The sequence below is a fragment of the Paracoccus sp. R86501 genome, assembly GCF_042466435.1.
In the GTDB taxonomy this organism is placed as follows: domain Bacteria; phylum Pseudomonadota; class Alphaproteobacteria; order Rhodobacterales; family Rhodobacteraceae; genus Paracoccus.
Map to the genome: position 1 here is coordinate 3,000,596 of NZ_JAXHPZ010000001.1, position 20,709 is coordinate 3,021,304.

Annotated in this window: 21 protein-coding genes; 5 read left to right on the forward strand and 16 right to left on the reverse strand. The window is 66.4% G+C overall.

Annotation, left to right across the window (positions count from 1 at the left end):
* Positions 1 to 53: 53 nt before the first annotated feature.
* The 6 genes from SJY40_RS14685 to SJY40_RS14710 are packed head-to-tail and all read right to left on the reverse strand — an operon-like array spanning position 54 to position 4,720.
* A complete protein-coding gene (locus SJY40_RS14685) occupies positions 54 to 977 on the reverse strand; it encodes an AEC family transporter (RefSeq protein ID WP_378948035.1) in 924 nt (307 codons plus the stop codon).
* Positions 978 to 1,004: 27 nt separating this feature from the next.
* Entirely contained in the window at positions 1,005 to 1,970 is a 966-nt protein-coding gene (gene mbfA / locus SJY40_RS14690) for an iron exporter MbfA (protein ID WP_378948038.1), read from the reverse strand.
* Positions 1,971 to 1,994: 24 nt separating this feature from the next.
* Entirely contained in the window at positions 1,995 to 2,243 is a 249-nt protein-coding gene (locus SJY40_RS14695; protein ID WP_378948041.1) for a sulfurtransferase TusA family protein, read from the reverse strand.
* Positions 2,240 to 2,752 (reverse strand): DUF2478 domain-containing protein, encoded by a 513-nt coding sequence (locus SJY40_RS14700; protein ID WP_378948044.1) that lies wholly within the window; start codon positions 2,750 to 2,752, stop codon positions 2,240 to 2,242. The genes SJY40_RS14695 and SJY40_RS14700 overlap by 4 nt, the downstream gene beginning before the upstream one ends.
* 15 nt (positions 2,753 to 2,767) lie before the next feature.
* Positions 2,768 to 3,394, reverse strand: a complete 627-nt coding sequence (locus tag SJY40_RS14705; protein WP_378948046.1) for a response regulator — start codon at positions 3,392 to 3,394, stop codon at positions 2,768 to 2,770.
* Positions 3,395 to 3,406: 12 nt separating this feature from the next.
* A complete protein-coding gene (locus SJY40_RS14710) occupies positions 3,407 to 4,720 on the reverse strand; it encodes a histidine kinase (protein ID WP_378948049.1) in 1,314 nt (437 codons plus the stop codon).
* Positions 4,721 to 4,849: 129 nt separating this feature from the next.
* On the opposite strand from SJY40_RS14710, the gene SJY40_RS14715 reads away from it, so the two are divergent.
* The 3 genes from SJY40_RS14715 to SJY40_RS14725 are packed head-to-tail and all read left to right on the forward strand — an operon-like array spanning position 4,850 to position 6,631.
* Positions 4,850 to 5,302, forward strand: a complete 453-nt coding sequence (locus SJY40_RS14715; RefSeq protein WP_378948052.1) for a GAF domain-containing protein — start codon at positions 4,850 to 4,852, stop codon at positions 5,300 to 5,302.
* Between the two features lie 49 nt (positions 5,303 to 5,351).
* Positions 5,352 to 5,978: a LysE family translocator gene (locus SJY40_RS14720; protein ID WP_378948055.1), complete on the forward strand. Its 627-nt coding sequence runs from the start codon at positions 5,352 to 5,354 to the stop codon at positions 5,976 to 5,978.
* Positions 5,975 to 6,631: a pseudouridine synthase gene (locus tag SJY40_RS14725; protein WP_378948058.1), complete on the forward strand. Its 657-nt coding sequence runs from the start codon at positions 5,975 to 5,977 to the stop codon at positions 6,629 to 6,631. The genes SJY40_RS14720 and SJY40_RS14725 overlap by 4 nt, the downstream gene beginning before the upstream one ends.
* On the opposite strand, the gene SJY40_RS14730 is transcribed toward SJY40_RS14725, so the two are convergent.
* Positions 6,609 to 7,304, reverse strand: a complete 696-nt coding sequence (locus tag SJY40_RS14730; protein WP_378948060.1) for a TVP38/TMEM64 family protein — start codon at positions 7,302 to 7,304, stop codon at positions 6,609 to 6,611. The two genes, SJY40_RS14725 and SJY40_RS14730, sit on opposite strands and share 23 nt — an antisense overlap.
* Before the next feature lie 12 nt (positions 7,305 to 7,316).
* Positions 7,317 to 8,096, reverse strand: coding sequence for an MBL fold metallo-hydrolase (locus SJY40_RS14735; protein ID WP_378948063.1), 780 nt, complete (start codon positions 8,094 to 8,096; stop codon positions 7,317 to 7,319).
* A 139-nt stretch (positions 8,097 to 8,235) separates the two neighbouring features.
* On the opposite strand from SJY40_RS14735, the gene SJY40_RS14740 reads away from it, so the two are divergent.
* Together SJY40_RS14740 and SJY40_RS14745 are read left to right on the forward strand one after the other, a co-directional pair.
* On the forward strand, positions 8,236 to 9,303 hold the full coding sequence (locus SJY40_RS14740) for a saccharopine dehydrogenase (RefSeq protein WP_378948065.1): 1,068 nt from the start codon (positions 8,236 to 8,238) through the stop codon (positions 9,301 to 9,303).
* Positions 9,304 to 9,353: 50 nt separating this feature from the next.
* Positions 9,354 to 10,544, forward strand: a complete 1,191-nt coding sequence (locus tag SJY40_RS14745; RefSeq protein ID WP_378948068.1) for a PQQ-dependent sugar dehydrogenase — start codon at positions 9,354 to 9,356, stop codon at positions 10,542 to 10,544.
* Here SJY40_RS14745 and mutL read toward each other — a convergent pair.
* From mutL to SJY40_RS14785, 8 genes are all read right to left on the reverse strand, one after another.
* Positions 10,541 to 12,370, reverse strand: a complete 1,830-nt coding sequence (mutL, locus tag SJY40_RS14750; RefSeq protein ID WP_378948071.1) for a DNA mismatch repair endonuclease MutL — start codon at positions 12,368 to 12,370, stop codon at positions 10,541 to 10,543. The genes SJY40_RS14745 and mutL overlap by 4 nt on opposite strands.
* Positions 12,371 to 12,445: 75 nt before the next feature.
* A complete protein-coding gene (locus tag SJY40_RS14755; RefSeq protein WP_378948074.1) occupies positions 12,446 to 13,753 on the reverse strand; it encodes a M16 family metallopeptidase in 1,308 nt (435 codons plus the stop codon).
* Positions 13,750 to 15,156, reverse strand: a complete 1,407-nt coding sequence (locus SJY40_RS14760; RefSeq protein WP_378948077.1) for a M16 family metallopeptidase — start codon at positions 15,154 to 15,156, stop codon at positions 13,750 to 13,752. Before SJY40_RS14760 ends, SJY40_RS14755 begins: the two co-directional genes overlap by 4 nt.
* 138 nt (positions 15,157 to 15,294) lie before the next feature.
* Positions 15,295 to 16,512, reverse strand: a complete 1,218-nt coding sequence (locus tag SJY40_RS14765) for a cytochrome P450 (protein ID WP_378948080.1) — start codon at positions 16,510 to 16,512, stop codon at positions 15,295 to 15,297.
* A 3-nt stretch (positions 16,513 to 16,515) separates the two neighbouring features.
* Complete coding sequence (locus tag SJY40_RS14770) at positions 16,516 to 17,037, reverse strand: DUF3035 domain-containing protein (RefSeq protein WP_378948083.1); 522 nt, start codon at positions 17,035 to 17,037, stop codon at positions 16,516 to 16,518.
* Positions 17,038 to 17,065: 28 nt separating this feature from the next.
* Positions 17,066 to 17,677, reverse strand: coding sequence for a signal peptidase II (gene lspA / locus SJY40_RS14775; RefSeq protein ID WP_378948086.1), 612 nt, complete (start codon positions 17,675 to 17,677; stop codon positions 17,066 to 17,068).
* A 65-nt stretch (positions 17,678 to 17,742) separates the two neighbouring features.
* Entirely contained in the window at positions 17,743 to 19,332 is a 1,590-nt protein-coding gene (purH, locus tag SJY40_RS14780) for a bifunctional phosphoribosylaminoimidazolecarboxamide formyltransferase/IMP cyclohydrolase (RefSeq protein WP_378948088.1), read from the reverse strand.
* A gap of 69 nt (positions 19,333 to 19,401) precedes the next feature.
* On the reverse strand, positions 19,402 to 20,658 hold the full coding sequence (locus tag SJY40_RS14785; protein WP_378948091.1) for an RsmB/NOP family class I SAM-dependent RNA methyltransferase: 1,257 nt from the start codon (positions 20,656 to 20,658) through the stop codon (positions 19,402 to 19,404).
* Positions 20,659 to 20,709 lie beyond the last annotated feature (51 nt).

A 20,709-nucleotide genomic window follows, 5' to 3' on the forward strand; every position in this document is an offset into this window, starting at 1 on the left:
CAAAGTGACATGTCGGGGATAGCCTGCCACCCCGCCGGGGTCGAGAGGGCTGCCTAACCCCCGATCAGCGTGATCACCACGGGGATCGTCACGATGCTGAAGGCGGTCGAGATCAGGATGGCCGCGGACACGCGCTGCTGGCCCACCCCGAAATGCTGCGCCAGGATATAGACGTTGCCCGCCACGGGCAGGGCCGCGGCGGCGATCATGACGCCCGCGGCAAAGGGCTCGACCGCCAGAAGCCACGCGGCGATGCCGACCGCCAGGGGATGCAAGACCAGTTTTGCGACACTCAGCCACCCCGAGGCTGCCATCCGCCGCAACTGCCGTCCCGCAAGGCTGGCGCCGATGGCGAATAATGCGCCGGGGGTGGCGGCCTGACCCAGAATGGTCAGGAATTCGTCCAGCGGTTCGGGCATCGGCAGATGCAGCAGTGACCATGTCAGACCCGCCACCATCGACAGGATCATCGGATTGGCCGCCACTCCGCGCAGCACCGGCAAGATCGCGGCCACCCGCAGTCCTCCTTGTCGTGCGCCATGGATGATCAGCGTGATCAGTGTGGAAAAGACCAGCATGTCGATGGTCAGCACCATCAGCACCGGCCCCACGGCGCGTTCGCCCAGCAGCACCACCAGCATCGGCACGCCCAAGAAACCGGTATTGCCGGTCATGCAGCATTGGGCCTCCATCGCGGCATCAGACAGGGGCAGGCCGCGCGCGCGGGCCACGGACATGCCGATCCCCCAGACCAGCGTCGATCCCGCCAGATAGGCCAGCACGAAACGCAGGTCGAACAGCGCTGCCAGATCCAGCCCTGCCGCAAAGCGGAACAGCATCGCCGACAGCGCGAAATAGAAGACGAATTTGGTCAGCCAAGCGGCGGCCTCGGGCGGGAAGAACCGCGATGCGGCGGCGGCCCAGCCAAGTCCGATCAGCCCGAAAAAGGGCAGCGTCTTCAGAAAAATCTCGATCAATTCAATGGCCCCCGTGTCAGGGGTGCGTCAGCCTGAACCGATCAGCACCCCTACGGCCAGCACCAGACCACCGCCCACGACCACTTGCAAGGTGGCCCGCCAGAAGGGGGTCTGCATCCAGCGGTTCTGGATCCAGGCGATGGCCCACAGCTCGACGAAGACGACCATGATGGCGATGGTGGTGGCGGTCCAGAAATCGGGGATCAGATAGGGCAGCGCATGCCCCAGACCGCCCACCGCCGTCATCACCCCCGATGACAACCCGCGCTTGAAGGGCGATCCGCGACCGGAAATGACCCCGTCATCGGATGCCGCCTCGGTAAAGCCCATGCTGATGCCCGCGCCGATGCTTGCGGCCAGCCCGACCAGAAAGGTCGTCCAAGGGTCTTGCGTGGCGAAGGCCACCGCAAAGATCGGCGCAAGGGTGGACACGCTGCCATCCATCAGCCCCGCCAGACCCGGCTGCACCCATGTCAGCACGAAATCACGATGGGCGACGGCATCCTCATCGGCGCGGGCGTCGTCGCCCAGATGCCGGTCGGTCAGCTCGGCGGCGCGGTTTTCGTGGCCGCGCTCGGCGGCGGCCAGATCGCCCAGCAGCTTGCGCGTGCCTGCATCCAAGCTCTGCTGGGCGGCGCGGGCATAGAAGTCGGCAGCGTCGCGTTCCATGCCGGCGGCCTCGGCGCGGATGGTTTCCAGCGACAGGTTCTGCATCATCCATGCGGGGCGGCGGGTGAAATAGCCCGCGACATGTTCGCGCCGGATCACCGGGATCGCATCGCCGAAGCGGCTGACAAAGGTGTCGATCAACAGGCGACGGTGGCCGTCCTCCTCCGCGCTCATGCCGTCGAAGACGGCGGCGGTGGCGGGGTAATCGGCCCGCAGGAAATCGGCCCAGCTGCGATAGATGCGGGCGTCATCCTCCTCGGAGGCGATGGCCAGGGCCAGGATCTCGCGCTCGGACAGATCGGTCAGGCGCTTGCGGGTGGACATGAAGGACAGGTTCATCGCTCGGGCTCAAATATCCTCGGGGGGCGGGGCGGCATGCCCCCGTTGCACCGTGAATTCATACGCGCCGTCAGACAGGTCGCGCTGCGCCACCATGACATGACCTGCCTGCCCGCAGAAATGCGGCACATCGACCACCGACATCGGATCGGTGGCGGTCAGGATGACCTGGTCCCCCGCCGCGACCTCCATCAGCGCCTTGCGCAGGCGCAGCACCGGCAGGGGGCACAGAAGGTCGCGCGCATCGATTCGCGTCACGACAGGGCCGCCGCCTGGCCAAGGCACCAGTCGGTGACGGCCTCGGGGGACAGTTCGACCGCCAGATCGCCGGCGAAATCGATAAAGGCCGCGCGCTGCTGGCGCGGCACATACAGCACCACCGGCTGATCATCCGCCGCTGCCTGCGCAATCAGGCTGTAGAAACCGCGTCCCATCGCCTCTTGCCGGCCGAACTTGGGGATGATGACCAGTTCCGCGCCGGGCAGGGTGGGGGCCGTGCGGGTGACGACCTCCTCGAGCGCGCCGGTGTCCAGCCGACATCCTGATGCCCCGCCCCCAAGCGATTGCGAGATACGCACCGGGGCCGCCTGGTCGCCGATGACCTGCATGTCCATGTCGCATGCGCAATCGGGGCCCAGATCGTGGTTGGTCTGCACCGCCCCCGCCACCCGCATGCCGCGGGCCTGCAGGTCGCGGGCCAGATCCGCGATCAAGCGGTCGGCGGCACCGGGGGCCGCGCTTTCATCAAGGCCGAACCATGCCAGCATCGTGTTTCCCCTGTCTCAGACGCCGCTATCCAGCGCGAATTTCATCAAGCCGTTGATCCCGTCCACGCCCAGCTTCTTTTTCAGCACCGAGGACGTGTTCGCCGCCGTCTTGTAGCTGACCCCGATGCGATCGGCGATGGCCTGCAGCCCTTGTCCCTGCCCGATCAACGCCAGCACCTGCCTTTCGCGGTCCGACAGCGCGCCAAGCGGATCATCCGCCGCCCCCGCCCGCAGCGTGGCCAGCGCCATCGCCTGACGGGCATCTAGATAGAATTCGCCAGCCTCCAGCGTGGTGACGGCCTGTCGGAAATCGGCAGGCGGGGCGTTCTTAGACAGAAAACCCTGCGCGCCTTCCTGCAACGCCCGCGCGGCAAAGCCCGTCTGGTCGTTCATGGAAAAGATCAGGATGCGCGCATCGGGGGCCTTGTCGCGCAGCGGAGCCACCAGATCGAGCCCGCCCGCCCCCGGCAGGCTGATGTCCAGCACGATCAGGTCGGGCGGGGGGGCATCGACCAGCTGGGACAGGGCATCTTCGCCCGACATCGCCTGACCGACATGGTCATAGCCAAGATCGCGCAGCAGCCTGCTGGCGCCAAGGTGGGTGATGGGGTGGTCATCGATAACAAGCGCGCGTTTGGTCACGTCAGGGTCCATTCATGGTGTTGTCAGGCGGGGCAGGCTGGCCTGCAGCCGCGTTCCGTCCCCGCCCGAATTGATCTGCAGATCGCCCCCCAGCAGGGTGATCCTTTCGCGCATGCCGGTCAGGCCGGTGCCGTCGCGGTGGGTGGGTCCGAAGCCTGCTCCGTCATCGGTCAGGATCATGCGCCAATGCGCCGGATCGGTCCAGAGCCGGATCCCCACCGTTTTGGCCCCCGCATGGCGCAGCGCGTTCGTCGTCCCCTCCTGCACGATGCGGAAGAGCGTCAGGGCGGTGGCCTCGTCGGGTTCGGGCAGGCCTGCGGCGATTTCCAGGTCGAAGCGGATGTCGGGCATGCGGCGGGCCAGATCGTCGATGAAATCGCGCAGGACGGTCGCCAGCGGCAGTTGCCCCACGGCCATGGGACGCAGGTCGTTCAGCAGGTTGCGGTTCAATTGGCCGATCTGATCGGCGATCGCCGCGATCTGGCGGGCCGAGGCGGCGGTCGCGGCATCGGGGGCGGCGGTGGCCAGGGCGTCGGCCTCGACCCGCAGACCAAAGAGGCAGGGGCCCATCTCGTCGTGCAGGTCGCGGGCGATGGATTTGCGTTCGGCATCGGCGCGGCTGACGATCTGATGCTGCAGCCGCTGGCGGTCCAGATGCGCTTGCGCCAGCGTATCGGCCAGCTGGTCCACATGGCGGGCAAGGGGCGCAAGGTCCGGCTGGCGCAGCGGGCCGATGCGACCGTCCAGCTCGCCGCGCGTCATGTCAGACAGGCGCGACCCAAGGGCGGCAACGGGGCGCAGCGCCTGCCGCACCGCCCACCAGACCAGCGCCCCCTGCAGCGCCGCCATGGCCAGCACCAGCACCATCAGGTCGCGGATGTCGCGCCATGCCTGCGCGATCTGGCGCGAGGGATCGCCCGCGATGATGACCATCCCCTGCGGCCGCCCCTCGATCACCACGGGCAGGCGCGATTCGTTCACTTTGGGGGCGACCAGATCGCGGAACCACACGGGAACGCCCTCGGGGCGGTCCGAGAAGCCCGCGGCCCGGCGCGGCGTGCCCGTGCGGGCGTCCAGCACCGCGATGCGGGCGTTTGGCGGTTCGGTCAGGCGTTCGGGCAGCAGCGCCATGATGCGGTCGGGCGGCACCGCCCCCTGCATCGTGCCGATGGTGGCCAGCACCAGATGCCGCGCCGTCTGTGCCCCAAGCCGGTTGCCCGCCGCGATGTCATGGCGCAGCCGGTCCAGGCTGCCCATGGCCAGCACCGCAATCAGCAACAGCTGTGTTGTCAGGATCACGATCAGGATGCGGGTTTTCAGCGTCATGGCCGCAGACTGGCCGCTACGGTCTGCGGGGGCAATGGGCAGCACAGGTATCGGGCAGCTGCGGCGATATTTGCGCGACATGCAGACGGCGGGCTTTCCTGTGCCATGTGCCTGTCATACAGATACGCCATGAGCGATTATCAAGAACTTGCCGCCCGCATCCGGGCCCTGTCCGCGGGAGAGACCGACGAGGTCGCCCTGATGGCCACCATGGCCTGCGAATTGCACCATTCCGACGAGCGGTTCGACTGGACCGGCTTCTATCGGGTGGTGGCGCCCGATCTGCTGAAGATCGGGCCTTATCAGGGCGGTCACGGCTGTCTGGTGATCCCCTTTGCGCGCGGGGTCTGCGGGGCCGCCGCCCGGACCCGTCAGGTGCAGATCGTCGCCGACGTCGAGGATTTCCCGGGCCATATCGCCTGTTCCTCCTCGACGCGGTCGGAAATCGTGCTGCCGGTGGTGGGGCGTGACGATCGGCTGATCGGGGTGCTGGATATCGACAGCGACCGTCCGGGTGCCTTCGACCAGAACGACGCCGATGCGCTCTCCGCCATGCTGACCGAGGTCTTCGGCCAGCTTTGATCCGAAACGTCGCGGGCGCGCCGCCTGCATGGGTGCGAAAGGGCATCAGATGATCTGGGATACCTTGATGAACATTCCCGCGGGCCAGATGATGGCCTTCATCGCGGGCGGGCTGGTGCTGAACTTCGCCCCCGGTCAGGATGTCTTCTTCGCCAGCGCCTGCGGCATCCAGGGCGGTCCTCGCGCCGGCGCCTGGGCGGGCTTCGGCGTGGGTCTGGGCGTGCTGATGCATGTCACCCTGGCCACCATCGGCCTTGGCGCCGTCGTCGCCGCCCACCCCGAGGCGTTGCGCGCCATCAAATACGCAGGTGCCGGCTATCTGCTGTATCTGGCGTGGAAAAGCTGGCGTGCCGGTGACATCGACCCCACCGCGCGGGGCAGCGTTCGCATCTGGAACATCATTCGCCGGGGCTTTTTGTCGAACGCGCTGAACCCCAAGCCGGTGCTGTTCATGCTGGCCTTCCTGCCGCAGTTCACCAATGTCGCATGGGGGCCGATCTGGCAGCAGATCCTGGGGCTGGGGCTGATCTTCGCCTTCACCGGCACGCTGGTCACCATCGGTTATGGCGTCGTCGGCGGGGTTGCGGGCCATGTCATGGGCAAGCGTCTGGGTCTGGTCAACAAGATCGCCGCCGTGATGTTCGCGGGCCTTGCGATCCGCCTTGTGGCCAAATGACAGACGCGCGTTTCATCTATCGTCCGCCCCCCGATGATCCGGTCATCCTGCATGCCGACCATGAAATTCTGATCGTGGACAAGCAGACGGGCCTTCTGTCGGTGCCGGGGCGCGGCGATGATCGCGCCGACTGTCTGATTTCGCGTTTGCGGCGTGCCTTTCCGACCGTGCTGCTGGTCCACCGGCTGGATCTGGACACCTCGGGGGTGATGGTCTTCGGGCTGACGCCCCATGCGCAGCGCAACCTCTCGAAGCAGTTCGAGGAGCGTCAGACCAAGAAATCCTATGTCGCGCGTGTCTGGGGCCAGCTGGAACCCAAGACCGGTCGCGTCGATCTGCCCCTGATGGTCGATTGGCCGAACCGCCCGCGCCAGAAGGTGGATCATGAGGAGGGTCGCCCCTCGCAGACCGATTGGCGAGTAATGAAGGCGCTGGCGGATGAAACCCGCGTGCGGCTGATGCCCGTGACAGGCCGCAGCCATCAGCTGCGCGTCCATATGGCCGAAAGCGGGCATCCGATCCTGGGCGATCCGCTTTACGCGACGGGCGCTGCGGCGGATTTCCCGCGTCTGATGCTGCATGCCGAGACGCTGCGCATCCGCCACCCCGATGGCGGGGTGCATCACAGCTTCAGCGCCCCCGTGCCATTCTGAGCCGTAGCCAGCGCATCACCCAGGGCAGCACCGCCAGCGTTGCGATCAGCGCGACGACGCGCGGCCCGAAGATGTCGGAGACGCGCTGAACCTCGGCCAGTTGGGTTCCGGCGGCGGTCAGGATGATCTTGTTGGGCAGCACGCCAAGGGCGGTGATCGACGCGAACCTTTGCGCTGACATGATGCTAAGGCCGGACATCATGTTCACGACGAAGAATGGCAAGGCGGGCGTCAGGCGCAGGCTCAGCAGCGCCAGCGCGCCATCACGTTCGACCCGCGCATCCAGCCGGTCGATCCGTGGCCCCAACCGCCTGCGGACAAATCCCGCCAGCAGATGACGCGCGATCAGGAAGGTGACAGTCGCTGCCAGCACCGTTCCGGTCAGCGACAGAAGAAGCCCCAGCCAAAACCCGAAAAAGGCGCCGCCCGTCAGGGTCAGCGCCACGATGATCGGCAATGGCAGGCTGCCCGCGCCGATGAAGACCGCAAGGAACGACAGGATCGCCAGCGCGGGATTGCGATCACGCCACCCCGCGCCATGCTGCAACAGGTCGTGCAGGCGCCCAAGGTCCGATTGCAGCGCGGGCAGCGATGGCCACAGCCAGAGGGCCGCGGCCAGCAGAAGCGTCACCCACCCCAGCAGGATCGCGATGCGCAGGGCTGGGGGTGGCATCGCCCGGCATCCTCAGCCTTCGCTGTGATACCAATCGGCGATGACCACCTCGGTCTTGGCATCGCTTTCGCCGACCAGACGCGCGAACTCCTGCACGTCGCTGTCGCGGAAATGATAAGGATAGACCGTCTGCGGCGCGAATTCCGCCACCGCATCGGCGGCCTGCTCGACCGTCATCGTATAGGGCAGGTTCATCGGCACGAAGGCCACGGCGATATCGGTCAGGGCGCGCAGTTCCGGCGTGTCCTCGGTATCGCCCGCGATCAGGAAGCGCTTGCCGCCGATGGTCAGGATATAACCGTTGTCGCGGCCCTTGGGGTGATACTGCAGCCGATCCTCGGTGATGTTATAGGCGGGGATCGCCTCGAGGTCGTAATCCAGCGCGGTGCCGGTATCGCCGTTGGCCATGGCCGTGGCACGATCCTGCATGGCCTTCGGCAGCATGTCGAAGACCGCCTTGTTGGTGATCAGCGGAACCTCGGGCAGACCGTCCAGCGTCGGCTGGTCGAAGTGGTCGCCATGCTCATGGGTGATCAGGATCAGGTCGGGCGCAGGCAGATCGGCATAGGCATCGGGGCCGCCGACCGGATCGACATAGATGACCCCCGCAGGCGTTTCCCAGACCATGCTGGCGTGATCGACAGGATGGATGACCACATCGCCGGCATCGGTCGGATGGGTCAGCTTGGTCGGCATGGTTTCGGCGTCCTGACCCATGGCGAATGCGGGGATCAGGGCGCTGCCCAGAAAGGCGGCAGCCAGTTTCAATCCGGTGCGACGGCTTATCAGCATGATCGTTCCTTCGGCGGTTGGAATTGCAGGGACTGGGATCGAACCCCCATGCGGCATGCCCGGTTCCCACAGCTTGCGGCCCTGCGGCATCCTGCCCTAACCTTCGCAATCCGGAATAGAGGCGATGGGATACACGCATATGACACATCTGTGGGTCAGGGCCGAAAGCCGCCCGAACGAGGATCGCACCGGCATCACGCCCGACGGCGTGGCCCGGCTGATCGCCCAAGGCATGCAGGTCACCGTCGAGGAAAGCCCGCGCCGCATCATCCCCACCGCGGATTACGCCCGCGCCGGTGCCGTCATCGCCCCCGAGGGATCATGGCCCGCCGCCCCCGACGATGCCATCATCTTCGGCCTGAAGGAACTGCCCGCCGACGGCCAGCCCCTGCGGCACCGCCACATCATGTTCGGCCATGCCTTCAAGGGCCAGCCCTCGGGGCAGGTGCTGCTGCAACGGTTTCAAGCGGGTGGCGGGGCGCTTTACGATCTGGAGTATCTGACCGATGACGACGGGCGGCGGCTGGCGGCCTTCGGGTATTGGGCCGGTTACGCAGGCGCGGCGGTGGCGCTGAAATGCTGGGTCGCTCAGGCGCGCGACACGATCTGCGGTCCGGTCGGTGCCTACCCCGACCAGGACCATCTGGTGCGGGATCTGCGCGCCCAGATGGATGCCACGGGCCTGCCCCGTCCCAACGCCATCGTCATCGGCGCCAAGGGCCGCGTCGGGCGCGGCGCCTGCGATCTACTGACCGCGATGGGGGTGGCCGTCACCCCCTGGGACATGGCCGAGACCGCATCGGGCGGCCCCTTCCCGCAGATCCTGACACATCAGATCTTCATCAACGCCATCCTTGCCGGACCGGGCGTGCCGGTCTTCGTGCCCGAAAGCGCCAAAGGTCCGGCGCGCGATCTGCGCGTCATCGGCGATGTCGCCTGCGATCCCGACAGCGATTTTTCCCCCATCAAGGTCTATGACCGGACGACCACATGGGACCGTCCTGCCCTGCGCGTGGCCGATGCACCGCCGCTGGACGTCATGGCCATCGACAACCTGCCCTCGATGCTGCCGCGCGAATCCTCGCAGGATTACGCGGCGCAGCTGCTGCCGGTTCTGGAGCAGCTGAACGACCTTGGGTCGGGGCCTTGGGGCCGGGCGCGGGCGCTGTTCGATCGACATGTCGTCGCAGCGCAGGAACAGGGCTGACCGCCCTGCGTTGACCTGGCAACCGTTGCAACACCTTGGGAGGGACCACCATGAACCGGATCAGCCAGACGACCACTTTGCTTGCCACCCTGCTGGGCGCGGGATGCGCCGTTGCGCAGGGCTTCAACGATGCGCCGCCGAATGGGGCCACCTATGATCAGGAACCGGCCTTCGCGGGCCAGACCCGTGCGCCAGCGCTGCCCGACGACGTGGCCCTGACGCAGACGGTGCTGGCCGAGGGGCTGGATCACCCTTGGGGGCTGGCGGCCCTGCCCGAGGGCAGCTGGCTGGTCACGGAACGCCCGGGCCGCATGCGGGTGATCGGGGTGGATGGGACCATGGGCGATCCGGTGCAGGGTTTGCCGCAGGTGGATGCGCGCGATCAGGGCGGGTTGCACGACGTTTCCGTCGCGAATGACTTCGACCAGACCCGCCGCGTCTGGTGGACCTATGCCGAGCCGCGCGGTGATGGGAAGAACGCCACCGCCGTCGCCACCGGCATCCTGTCGGACGACGGGACGCAGATGCAGGATGTCACCCGCATCTGGCAGCAGGACCCGGCGTGGGCTTCGACCAAGCATTTCGGCGCCCGCATCGTCCATGACGGGAAGGGGCACATCCACGTGGGCGTCGGGGAACGTTCCAATCCCGAACCACGCCAGCTGGCCCAAGACCCGCAGGCCACCTTGGGCAAGACCATCCGCATCGACGCCACGGACGGCGGCCCCGCAGGTGCCGGGATCGAGGGTGCACTGCCCGAGATCTGGACCATGGGTCACCGCAACATCCAAGGCGCGGCGATGGAACCCGACGGCGGTTTGTGGATGTCGGAACACGGCCCGAAGGGTGGGGATGAACTGAACCTGATCAAGCCCGGCGGCAATCATGGCTGGCCCTTGGCGACCTATGGCACCGACTACAGCGGCGCGCAGATGGGCCAGACGCAGGTCGAGGGCACGGTACAGCCGGTCTATTACTGGGACCCGTCGCCCGCGCTGAGCGGCATGGTCTTCTATGACGGGCAGATGTTCCCCGAATGGCAGGGCGACGCGCTGCTGGGCGGGTTGCAGGCCAGTGCCGTCATCCGGCTGGACATCGAGGGCGAAGAGGTCACCGGCGAGGCCCGCCACCTGCAAGGCATCGGCCGCGTCCGCGACATCGAGGTCGCGCAGGACGGTGCCTTGGTGCTGATCACCGATGAGGACAACGGCAAGCTGATCCGCGTCACCCGCAACGATTAATCGCTGCGACCGAACAGGCGTTCGATGTCGGTCAGGCGCAGCTTGACCCATGTCGGACGCCCGTGATTGCACTGACCGGAACGCGGCGTCCGCTCCATCTCGCGCAGCAGGGCGTTCATTTCATCGGCGGACATGCGTCGGCCTGACCGGATCGATCCGTGGCAAGCCATTGACGACAGCACGGCATCCAGCCGCGCGCGCAGCCGGTCGGAAGTGCCCTGATCGGCCAGATCGTCCAGAATATCGTTGATCAGCGCCTTGGTGTTCAGGCGGGCCAACATGGCAGGGGTTTCGCGGATGGCGATGGCGCCGGGGCCGAAAGGCTCGATCACCAGCCCCATTTCGGCCAGTTCATCGGCAATGGACAGGATGCGGGTGGCATCCGCCTCGGGCAGTTCGACGATGTCGGGGATCAGCATGGCCTGCGCGGGAATGGCACGGGTCGCGGCCTGAGCCTTCAGCCGCTCGTAGACCAGACGTTCATGGGCGGCATGCTGATCGACGACGATCAACCCGTCCTCGGTCTGGGCGATGATATAGTTTTCATGGATCTGCGCCCGCGCCGCCCCCAAAGGGGCGCTGATCGGCGTATCGTCGTTCACAAGCTCATAGCGCGCCGAGGGTGTCTCGGAAAAGCCACTGTCTAAAACCGGCGCTTGCAAATCAAGCGCCGCGCGAATGCTGGCGCTGGAAGGGGTGTCGGGCCGCCATGCCTGCTGTGCGTATGGCGGGGCGGGTTGCCGGTCTGGCTCGGGGCGGAAGGCCTGCAAGGTCGCATCGCCCACGGTGGATGAGGCCCGATGCCCCGCATGGGCCAGCGCATGACGCAGCGCGCTGACGACAAGCCCCCGCGCGGCCTGCGGGTCGCGGAAGCGCACCTCGGCTTTGGCGGGGTGGACGTTCACATCGACCAGCTGCGGATCGCAGGCCAAGTACAGCACCGCTGCCGGATGCCGCCCCGGTGCCAGCACATCCATATATCCGGCCTTCAAGGCACCGGTCAGCAGCTTGTCCCGCACCGGCCTGCCGTTCACATAGACATGCTGCGCCACCGCGGTCCCGCGCGAAAAGGTCGGCAGGGCGGCAAAGCCGGTCAGGGTCAGCCCGTCGCGTTCGGCATCGATGGGCAGGGTGTTGTCGATGAACTCGACGCCCATCACCCGCGTCAGGCGGGTCTGATAGGCGCCGAAGAGTTCGCCCTGCTCGGCATCGGCGCGAAAGATGTCGCGGCCATCGGCGGTCAGGTGGAAGCCGACGAAAGGCTCGGCCATGGCCAGACGGCGGATGACATCGGCGACGGCCTGCGCCTCGGCCCGGTCGGTGCGCAGGAATTTGAGGCGGGCGGGGGTGGCGAAGAACAGGTCGCGCAGTTCCACCACCGTGCCCTGATTGGCGGCGGCAGGGCGGGGTGGCGTCACCTTGCCACCCGAGACGGCGATGACCGCGCCATCCCCCCCGTCGGTGCGCGATGTGATGGTCAGCCGCCCCACTGCCCCAAGCGAGGGCAGAGCCTCGCCCCGGAAGCCGAAGCTGTTGATGGCCAGAAGGTCGCTGCCGTCGATCTTGCTGGTTGCATGGCGCGACAGGGCCAGCGGCAGATCCCCGGGCGTCATGCCCCAGCCGTTGTCGCTGACGCGGATCAGGCGCTTGCCGCCTGCCTCAATGTCGATGGTGATGCGGGTGGCGCCCGCGTCCAGTGCGTTTTCCACCAGTTCCTTGACCGCCGATGCGGGACGTTCGACGACCTCGCCCGCCGCTATGCGGTTGGCGGTCGCCTCGTCCAGCTGGCGGATCGTCGGACGCATATGAGGGCTTGGGGTGTTCATCGGCGCGAAACTAGCATCGGGCCAGCATCACCGCCAGAGGGTCGCCGCGCCCCGACAGGGGCACGGCGTGCGTGATCAGTTGGTGGCGTCAAAGCCGTCGGGCCGGCCCACCAGCACGAAACGCAGCTTCGCTGGGTCCAGTAGCCGCTTGGACACGCGGGCGACATCCTCGGCGGTGACGGCCTCGACCTTGTCGTTGCGGGTGTTGATGTAATCGATCGGGAAACCGATCAGCTGCATCCCCGCCATGATCGCGGCGATGCGCCCATTGCCATCGAACCGCAGCGGGTATTCACCGGTCAGATAGGTCTTGGCGTCGTTCAGTTCCTTTTCGGTGACGCCATCGGCCATACCTGCCCATTCCTGCTTAATCAGGTCCACGGCTTGACCGGTCGTGTCATTTCCCCCGGCCATGCCGCCCTGCCACGACTGGCCGAACAGACCCGTCGCCAGCGCCGTGCCGACGCCATAGGTCAACCCGCGCTTTTCACGCACCTCGGTCATCAGGCGCGAACTGAAACCCCCGCCGCCAAGGATGTGGTTGGCCACGAAGGCTGCGAAGTAGTCCGGATCGTCGATGCCGATCCCCGGGCCTGCGAAGGAGACCACCGTCTGCGGGCTGTCCCAATCGATGACGGTCGTGCCGCCGGTGATCTGCAATTCGGCCTTGTCGGGCAGGGGCGCGGTCGCCTTTTCCGGCAATCCGCCAAGGATGCGGTCCAGCAGCGGCCCCAGTTCTTCGACCGAGATATCGCCCGAAGCACCCACCACCACACGGTCGCGCGCCAGAATGCGGTTCTTGGCGGCCACCAGATCCTGACGGGTCAGCTGCGCGACACTTTCCTGCGTCCCGTTCAACGAGGTCGCATAGGGGTGATCGCCCCATGCCTGACGCGCCAGCTCTTTGGCGGCGATGCTGTTTGGATCGGTCGCCTCGGACCGGATGACGGCCTGCACCTGTGCGCGGACACGTTCCACGGCGCTTTCGTCGAAGCGCGGCTGCGTCAGGGCCATCGCCAGCAGATCACCCGCCTCATCGCGGTTCTCCGACAGCGCGCGGAACCCGATGCTTAGCGTATCGTCATCGGTGTCAAAGGACATGCGCGCGCCCAGATCCTCGATGGCCTGAGCGAACTGCGTGCTGTCGCGCTTGCCCGCGCCTTCTTCCAACAGGGCGGTCATCAGGTTGGTGGCGCCGCGCTTGCCTTCGGCGTCCATGCTGGCGCCGCCCTTGAACTGGATGTCCAGCGCAACAAAGGGGATGCTGTCATCCTGCACCAGCCACGCCTTGATGCCCTTGGGCGAGGTGACATCCTGAATCTCGATCGCATGGGCGGGCAGGGCCAGCAGCGTCAGGACGGTTGCGATTGCGGCACGGATCATCCTTGCACCTCGGGGGTCTGGGGTTTGGGGGGCGCGGATTTGGCCACTGGTTCCTTGGCGGGTTCGGGCATCAGCCAGCCCGTGACGCCGCCGCCTTCGCCCAACACCTCGCGGGCGGCAGTCATGACGTCATCGGCGGTGACGGCGGACAGGATCTCCGGCCAGTCGTTCACATCCTCGACCGTCAGGCCGGTGGCCAGCCCCTGCCCATAGTCATAGGCGCGGGCATGGGCGCTGTCCTTGGCATAGACCTGCGCGGCCCGGATGCGCGTCTTGACGCGGTCCAGATCACCCTCATCGACGCCGTCCTTCAGGAACTTGGCAATCGCCTCGTCCAGCGCGGCTTCGGCCTTGGCGGGGTCGCTGCCCTGCGGCGGCACCAGCGACAGGTTGAATTCGGTCGGGTCCAGCGACAGCCCGTCATAGGAGGCGCCAACCCACAACGCCTTGCCCGTCAGCATCAATTCACGCCCCAGAACCGAGGTCTGGGTCGATCCACCCAGCAGATCGGCCAGAACCGTCAGCGCGGCGGCCTTTTCCTGATCACCGGCATTACGTTCGGGGACCAGAATACTGCGCGTCATGCGGGGCTGGGCCACGCGCGGGTCGGACATGCTGATCCGGCGTTCGGTTTGCTTGGCCGGCTCCTGCGGACGCATGCGGGGTTCAGCCTCGCCCTTTGCAGGGATCGCGCCATAGTTTTCTTCCGCCAGACGGCGCGCGTCTTCGGGGGTCACATCGCCCGCGATGACCAGAATCGCCTCGTTCGGGGAATAATGCGTGTCATACCAGTCGATCGCGTCCTGACGGGTCAGTTCGGCGATCTCGTTTTTCCAGCCGATGATCGGGCGGCCATAGGGATGGTTGTCATAGACGATGGCGTTCATTTCCTCGGCAAACAGGGCTGCGGGATCACTGTCGATCCGCTGCGCACGTTCGGCCAGCACAACCTGCCGTTCAGCCTGCCAGTCGTCATCCGAGATCTTTAGGTTCGCCATCCGGTCGGCCTCCATCCCCATGACAAGGGGCAGGCGGTCACTGGCGATGCGCTGGAAATAGGCGGTGTAATCCCAACTGGTGAAGGCATTGTCGCTGCCGCCATTGGCTGTAATCGTCTTCGACAGCTCGCCCGGGGCCAGCTTGTCGGTGCCCTTGAACATCAGGTGTTCCAGATAATGAGCGATGCCGGATTTGCCGGGCACCTCATCGGCGGCCCCGATCTTGTACCAGACCATCTGCACGACGACAGGGGCGCGGTCATCCTGAATGACCACGGCTTCCATGCCGTTGTCCAAGGTGAAATGGGTCACATCCTCGGGCATTTCGGCCAGGGCGGAAAATGCGGTTCCAAGCACCAATGCCGAGGACAGCATCAATGTGGGGCGAATGGTCGGGCGACGCATGGGCTGGGCAACCTCCTCTTGCTGCTTGGAAACTTGGACCGCAGTCGGTCGCGGCACAAGATACCCTCGCGGGATTGTGCGGGGGCGTCAGCCCCCCGATCCCGGCCCCCTTCGATGGGGGGCAGGGATCGTGCGCCCTTATCGGGTCAGCGCCAGAGGCAATTGCGTCGGCCCGTGGGCCTGCAAGCCCGATTTCCACAGGACAGCCCCGTCCAGCGCCATGTCGGGTGCGCGGTCCAGCAGGGCCTTGAACAGGATCTCCATGTTCAACCGCGCCAGATTGTTGCCAAGGCAGACATGCGGCCCCGCACCAAAGGCCAGATGCACATTCGGACGCCGCGTAATGTCCAGCCGGTCCGGTTCGGCAAATGCCGCCGGATCGCGGTTCGCACTGGCATAGAGCAGCCCGAACTTCGTCCCCTTGGGCCAATCCTGCCCGCAGATGTGCAGGTCCTGCGCGGCAAAGCGGTGGAAGAACGGCAGGGGCGCGGCAAAGCGGAACATTTCCTGCACCGCCAGCGGCATCAGGCCGGGATCGGCCCGCAACAGCGCCAGTTGGTCGGGATGGGTCAGCAGCGCATGCAGCCCGCTGCCCATCACGTCGATAGTCGATCCGTGGCCCGCATGCAGGATCTGCATGATCGTGGCGATCACCTCGTCATGGGTCATCAGCCCCGCAGTTTCCGCCTGGATCATCTGCGACATCAGGTCGTCGCGCGGCGCGGCGCTGCGGGCGGCGTGCAGATCCTCCAGCAGTTCGGCGAACAAGCGGGTGGATTCCTCGGCCCGCGCCTTTTTCGCCGCCGTCCGGTCGATGTCGAAATAGCTGACGACATCCTCGGACCAGAGGGTCATCTGCGGCGCCAGTTCGGGCGCGGTGCCGATCAGATGGCCGATGACCTGTCCGGGAAGGTGGGCGGCCAGATCGGCGATGAAATCGATGCGGCCCTGCGGGATCAGGCGGTCCAGCGCATGATCGACCCAAGCGGTGACAAAGCCGCGCAGGCTCTCCAGACGGGTTTTGGTAAAGAAGGGAAAGACCGCGCGGCGCAGCTTGTCATGGGCCGGGCCGTCGATCTCCAGCATGGAGGTCTGCACGAAGCGTTCGTGGAACGGCATGTCGTGGAAATTCGCGGCGATCTGGATGCGGCGCAATTCATCCGCATCGGCAAAGGCGGCGGCGCCTCGCACCATGCGGCGGTCCAGGGTGATGGCGCGCAGATCCTCCATCCGGCTGGCAAGGAAGCCGTCGAAGCTGTCCCAATAGGGCAGCCCCGGCTGGTCGCGCAATGCGGCATAGGCGGGCCAGGGGTTTTCCCCGAAACCGGGCGCCTGCGGGTCGAACAGGGTCGACACGAATTACTGGTCCTTCGGTGCCGGCGACGTCGATGACACCGCCCCCGCCTTTTGCCAGCGCAATTGTTCGCTGCCCCCGTCCAGCGCCATCGGCGCATAGGCCCGCTGATAGACGGAACTGCCGAAGACCCGTTCCAGCAGGCGCGGGCCGTTTTTGGACCGCCAACGCGCATCCTCGGTCGCCAGCGTCTGGCGGATGCCCGGATCGGTGCCGGTGCGGGTGGCCTGAGCCACCAGCGCCTGATCCGCCGCCCCGATGCCCTGATCGCGCAGGCGTTCGGGGTTGCCGCCAAGGGCCGCCACCGCGTCGCCCTGCGGGTTCGGATCGGTGATGTTGGACCCGCCCGGGGTCGGGGCGGGCAGCACCGCCAGATCGGGAGGCATCGACAACGACCGCGTCGGCAGGATCGAGAATTCGTCCGGCCCCGATTGCCCGGCCTTGAGGTTGTTCAGCTTCGGTTCGCTCGAACAGGCCCCAAGGGCCGTCGCAGCCGCCATTCCGATCATCAGCGCGAGTGTCCGCATGTCCTGCCCCTTCGTCCTTTGCGCCGTTCTAGCCCGATTTTCCATCGCCGTCACGCGTACTGTCGCGCGGGGCGGTCTGGCCCGTGTCGCGGAACAGGTCGCCCTGCTTTTGCAGGGCGGGCGCCGGCTTGACGGGTTTGGGTGCGGTTTTCGGTTTTGGCGCAGGCTTGGTCGCATCCGGTTTCTTCTGCGGCATCAGGACCAGCCCGATGGCACCCGCAAAGATCGCGATATCCGCGACGTTGAAGCTGTAGGGGTTCTGCCAGCCCGGCAGCGACATGTTCAGGAAATCGGCCACCGCGCCGTAAAGGATACGGTCCACCACATTCCCAAGCGCCCCGCCGATCAGCAGCCCCGCCGAGACCCGTGCGATGCGTCCGAAATTCCCGCGCCAGACCCAGACCCACACCCAGATGCAGATCGCGGCGGCGATGCCGACCAGAATCCAGCGCATCAGGTATTGTTCGGATGACATCAGGCCGAAGTTCACGCCCTGATTCCAGGCCATGCGCAGATTCAGCCAAGGCGGCAGGACATCGATGGACCGCTTGACGTCCAGCTGCATCATATGGACGACCAGATACTTCAGCGCCTGATCCAGCACGAAGATCGCGCCTGCAACCCAGGCAACGGGGCGCATGTCGGCGCGCGGCAGGGGTTTCCCCTTGCCGCGCATGGCCCCGCCCGTTCTGGAAGGGCCGCCCATCAGTGGCGGAAGTGGCGCTGGCCGGTCAGCACCATGGCCAGACCAAGGCGGTTGGCGGCGGCGATGACTTCGTCATCGCGCATCGATCCGCCGGGCTGGATGACGGCGCGGGCACCGGCCTCGGCCAGTGCCTCGATGCCGTCGGCGAAGGGGAAGAAGGCGTCCGATGCGACGGCCGATCCGATGGTCAGGGGCTGGGACAGACCCATGGCCTGCGCCATATCCTCGGACTTGCGGCGTCCGATGCGGGTGCTGTCGACGCGGCTCATCTGGCCTGCGCCGATGCCGACGGTGGCCATGTCCTTGGCATAGACGATGGCGTTCGATTTCACGTGCTTGGCGACGTTCCAGGCGAACAGCAGATCGGCCAGTTCTTCTTCCGAAGGCTGGCGTTCGCTGACGATCTTCAGATCGTCGCGGCTGATGCGGCCATTGTCGCGGCCCTGCACAAGGAAGCCACCGGACACCTGGCGGAAGGTCGTGGCCGCCGCCAGCATGTCGGGCAACCCGCCGGTGGTCAGCAGGCGCAGGTTCTTCTTGGCGGCGAAGATGCTCTTGGCGTCTTCGTCGGCGTCGGGGGCGATGACGACCTCGGTGAAGATCTTGACGATTTCTTCCGCCGTCGCGCCGTCCAGAGGCTGGTTCAGCGCAATGATGCCACCGAAGGCCGAGGTGCGGTCGCAGTCGAAGGCCCGTTTATAGGCGTCCAATGCGGTCTCGCCGCGTGCGACGCCGCAGGGGTTGGCGTGCTTGATGATGGCGCAGGCGGGGCCTTGTGCCGGGTCGAATTCGGCAACCAGTTCAAAGGCCGCGTCGGTATCGTTGATGTTGTTGTAGGACAGCTCCTTGCCCTGATGCTGGGTCGCGGTGGCGACGCCGGGGCGGGATTCGTCGTTGCGATAGAAGGCGGCCTGCTGATGCGGGTTTTCACCGTAACGCAACCCCTGGGCCAAGGTGCCCGCGAAGGCGCGGCGGCGGGGCTGGTCCACGCCGATGGCACCGGCCATCCAGGTGCTGACGGCCGCGTCATAGGCAGCGGTGCGGGCATAGGCGATCTGGGCCTGGCGCTGGCGGAATTCCAGCGTGGTCGCGCCGTCGTTGTCGTTCAGCTCGGCCAGCAGGGCGTCGTAATCCTGCACATCGACGATGACGTTGACAAAGCCGTGGTTCTTGGCACCGGCACGGATCATGGCGGGGCCGCCGATGTCGATGTTCTCGATGCAATCGTCGTAATCGCCGCCCTTGGCGACGGTTTCCTCGAACGGATACAGGTTCACGACCAGCAGATCGATGGGGCCGATGTTATGTGCCTCCATCGCGGCCAGATGTTCGTCGTTGTCGCGCAGGGCCAGCAGGCCGCCGTGGACGACGGGGTGCAGCGTCTTGACGCGGCCATCCATCATTTCGGGGAAGCCGGTGACATCCGCGACGTCGATGACGGTCAGACCCGCCTCTCGCATGGCTTTGGCACTGCCACCGGTGGACAGGATCTCGACCCCGCGGGCGTCAAGCGCCCGTGCAAAGTCGATCAAGCCGGTCTTGTCGGATACCGAGATCAGGGCGCGCTTCAGGGCGACGGGACGGGTCATATGGGCCTCGTTTATCTGGTCAGGCGTCAGTTACCCCTGCTGGGCTTCAAGGTCCAGCAGGGATCGAATTCAGGCGGGCTTTCGCAGGCAGGCCATGTAGAAGCCGTCCATGCCGCCCAGATCTGCCCAGTAATCGGGCCGCAGGCGCAATCCGCCCTCGGGGGTGATCCATGCGGCGTCGATCCCGTCGATCGTCGGATGTTCGACCGTCAGGCCGGGATGGCGCTGCAGGGCTTCCTCGATCTGGACCTCGCCCTCGTCGGGGATCAGCGAGCAGGTGGCATAGACCAGCCGCCCGCCCGGACGCAGCAGCGTCAGCGCGTGATCCAGCATGGCGGTCTGCAGTTCGATCAACTCGGCCACGCCGTAACCGTCACGGACAAAGGGCATGTCGGGGTGGCGGCGGATGGTGCCGGTGGCCGAACAGGGCGCATCCAGCAGGATCGCATCCAAGGGCTGATCGGGTTCCCATTCCAGCGCATCAGCGGCGATGATGGTGGCGGTCAGCCCGCAACGGGCCAAATTCTCGGACACCCGCTTCAGGCGATATTCGTTGATGTCGATGGCAAAGACATCGGCACCCGTGGCGGCCAGCTGCATGGTTTTGCCACCGGGGGCCGCGCAGAGATCGGCCACCTTTTCGCCAAGGCGTGCGTTCAGCAGGTGTGCGGGCAGGGCGGCGGCGGCGTCCTGCACCCACCAGTCGCCCGCGTCATAGCCCGGCAGCGCCGAAACCTGCACCGAGCCGCGCATCCGCAGCGATCCGGTGGGCAGCAGGTCGCCGCCCTCGATCGGATCGACGCCCGGCTTCAGCGTCAGGTCGATGGGCGCGCCGCGCTGATGGGCGGCCTCCATCGCGGTCATGGTAGCTTCGTCATAGGCATCCAGCAGCGGATCGCGCAGCCATTCGGGCAGGTGCTGGGGCGGCAGATCTGCCCAGCCCTCGAATGCCGAGGCCTTGCGCAGAACCGCATTGACCATGCCCGCTGCCGCCTGACCGCGCTGACCAAGCGTGCGCGTCAGATCGACCGCGGCGCCGACGACGCCATGGGCGGGGGCGCCCAGTTCCAGCATCTCGACCACGGCAAGGCGCAGCACATCGGCCACCTGCGGGGGTGGCGTGCGGTTCACGAAGGCCTCGATCACCTGATCCGCGCGGCCCTGATGGCGCAGCGTTTCCGCCGCCAGCCGCGCCGCGCGGGCCTGTTCTGCCACCGGCAGCGCGCGCAGCGCCCCCGACTGGTCGGACAGGGACCGCCCGTCGCGCACCCCCTGGATCAATCGCAATGCGCCCTTTCGCGCCATATCGCCGCCCGGCTTTGCCAAAACGCTTTCCTTCACCTAGATGTTGTTCAAGACTGAACGCGACCCATACGC

What these genes read in the sequence shown, in the direction of transcription:
- mbfA (WP_378948038.1), bottom strand. Translation starts at nt 1,970, where the DNA reads ATGTCCACCCGCAAGCGCCTGACCGATCTGTCCGAGCGCGAGATCCTG.
- SJY40_RS14700 (WP_378948044.1), bottom strand. Translation starts at nt 2,752, where the DNA reads ATGCTGGCATGGTTCGGCCTTGATGAAAGCGCGGCCCCCGGTGCCGCC.
- SJY40_RS14710 (WP_378948049.1), bottom strand. Translation starts at nt 4,720, where the DNA reads ATGACGCTGAAAACCCGCATCCTGATCGTGATCCTGACAACACAGCTG.
- SJY40_RS14715 (WP_378948052.1), top strand. Translation starts at nt 4,850, where the DNA reads ATGAGCGATTATCAAGAACTTGCCGCCCGCATCCGGGCCCTGTCCGCG.
- SJY40_RS14720 (WP_378948055.1), top strand. Translation starts at nt 5,352, where the DNA reads ATGATCTGGGATACCTTGATGAACATTCCCGCGGGCCAGATGATGGCC.
- SJY40_RS14725 (WP_378948058.1), top strand. Translation starts at nt 5,975, where the DNA reads ATGACAGACGCGCGTTTCATCTATCGTCCGCCCCCCGATGATCCGGTC.
- SJY40_RS14730 (WP_378948060.1), bottom strand. Translation starts at nt 7,304, where the DNA reads ATGCCACCCCCAGCCCTGCGCATCGCGATCCTGCTGGGGTGGGTGACG.
- SJY40_RS14735 (WP_378948063.1), bottom strand. Translation starts at nt 8,096, where the DNA reads ATGCTGATAAGCCGTCGCACCGGATTGAAACTGGCTGCCGCCTTTCTG.
- SJY40_RS14740 (WP_378948065.1), top strand. Translation starts at nt 8,236, where the DNA reads ATGACACATCTGTGGGTCAGGGCCGAAAGCCGCCCGAACGAGGATCGC.
- SJY40_RS14745 (WP_378948068.1), top strand. Translation starts at nt 9,354, where the DNA reads ATGAACCGGATCAGCCAGACGACCACTTTGCTTGCCACCCTGCTGGGC.
- mutL (WP_378948071.1), bottom strand. Translation starts at nt 12,370, where the DNA reads ATGAACACCCCAAGCCCTCATATGCGTCCGACGATCCGCCAGCTGGAC.
- SJY40_RS14755 (WP_378948074.1), bottom strand. Translation starts at nt 13,753, where the DNA reads ATGATCCGTGCCGCAATCGCAACCGTCCTGACGCTGCTGGCCCTGCCC.
- SJY40_RS14760 (WP_378948077.1), bottom strand. Translation starts at nt 15,156, where the DNA reads ATGCGTCGCCCGACCATTCGCCCCACATTGATGCTGTCCTCGGCATTG.
- SJY40_RS14770 (WP_378948083.1), bottom strand. Translation starts at nt 17,037, where the DNA reads ATGCGGACACTCGCGCTGATGATCGGAATGGCGGCTGCGACGGCCCTT.
- lspA (WP_378948086.1), bottom strand. Translation starts at nt 17,677, where the DNA reads ATGCGCCCCGTTGCCTGGGTTGCAGGCGCGATCTTCGTGCTGGATCAG.
- purH (WP_378948088.1), bottom strand. Translation starts at nt 19,332, where the DNA reads ATGACCCGTCCCGTCGCCCTGAAGCGCGCCCTGATCTCGGTATCCGAC.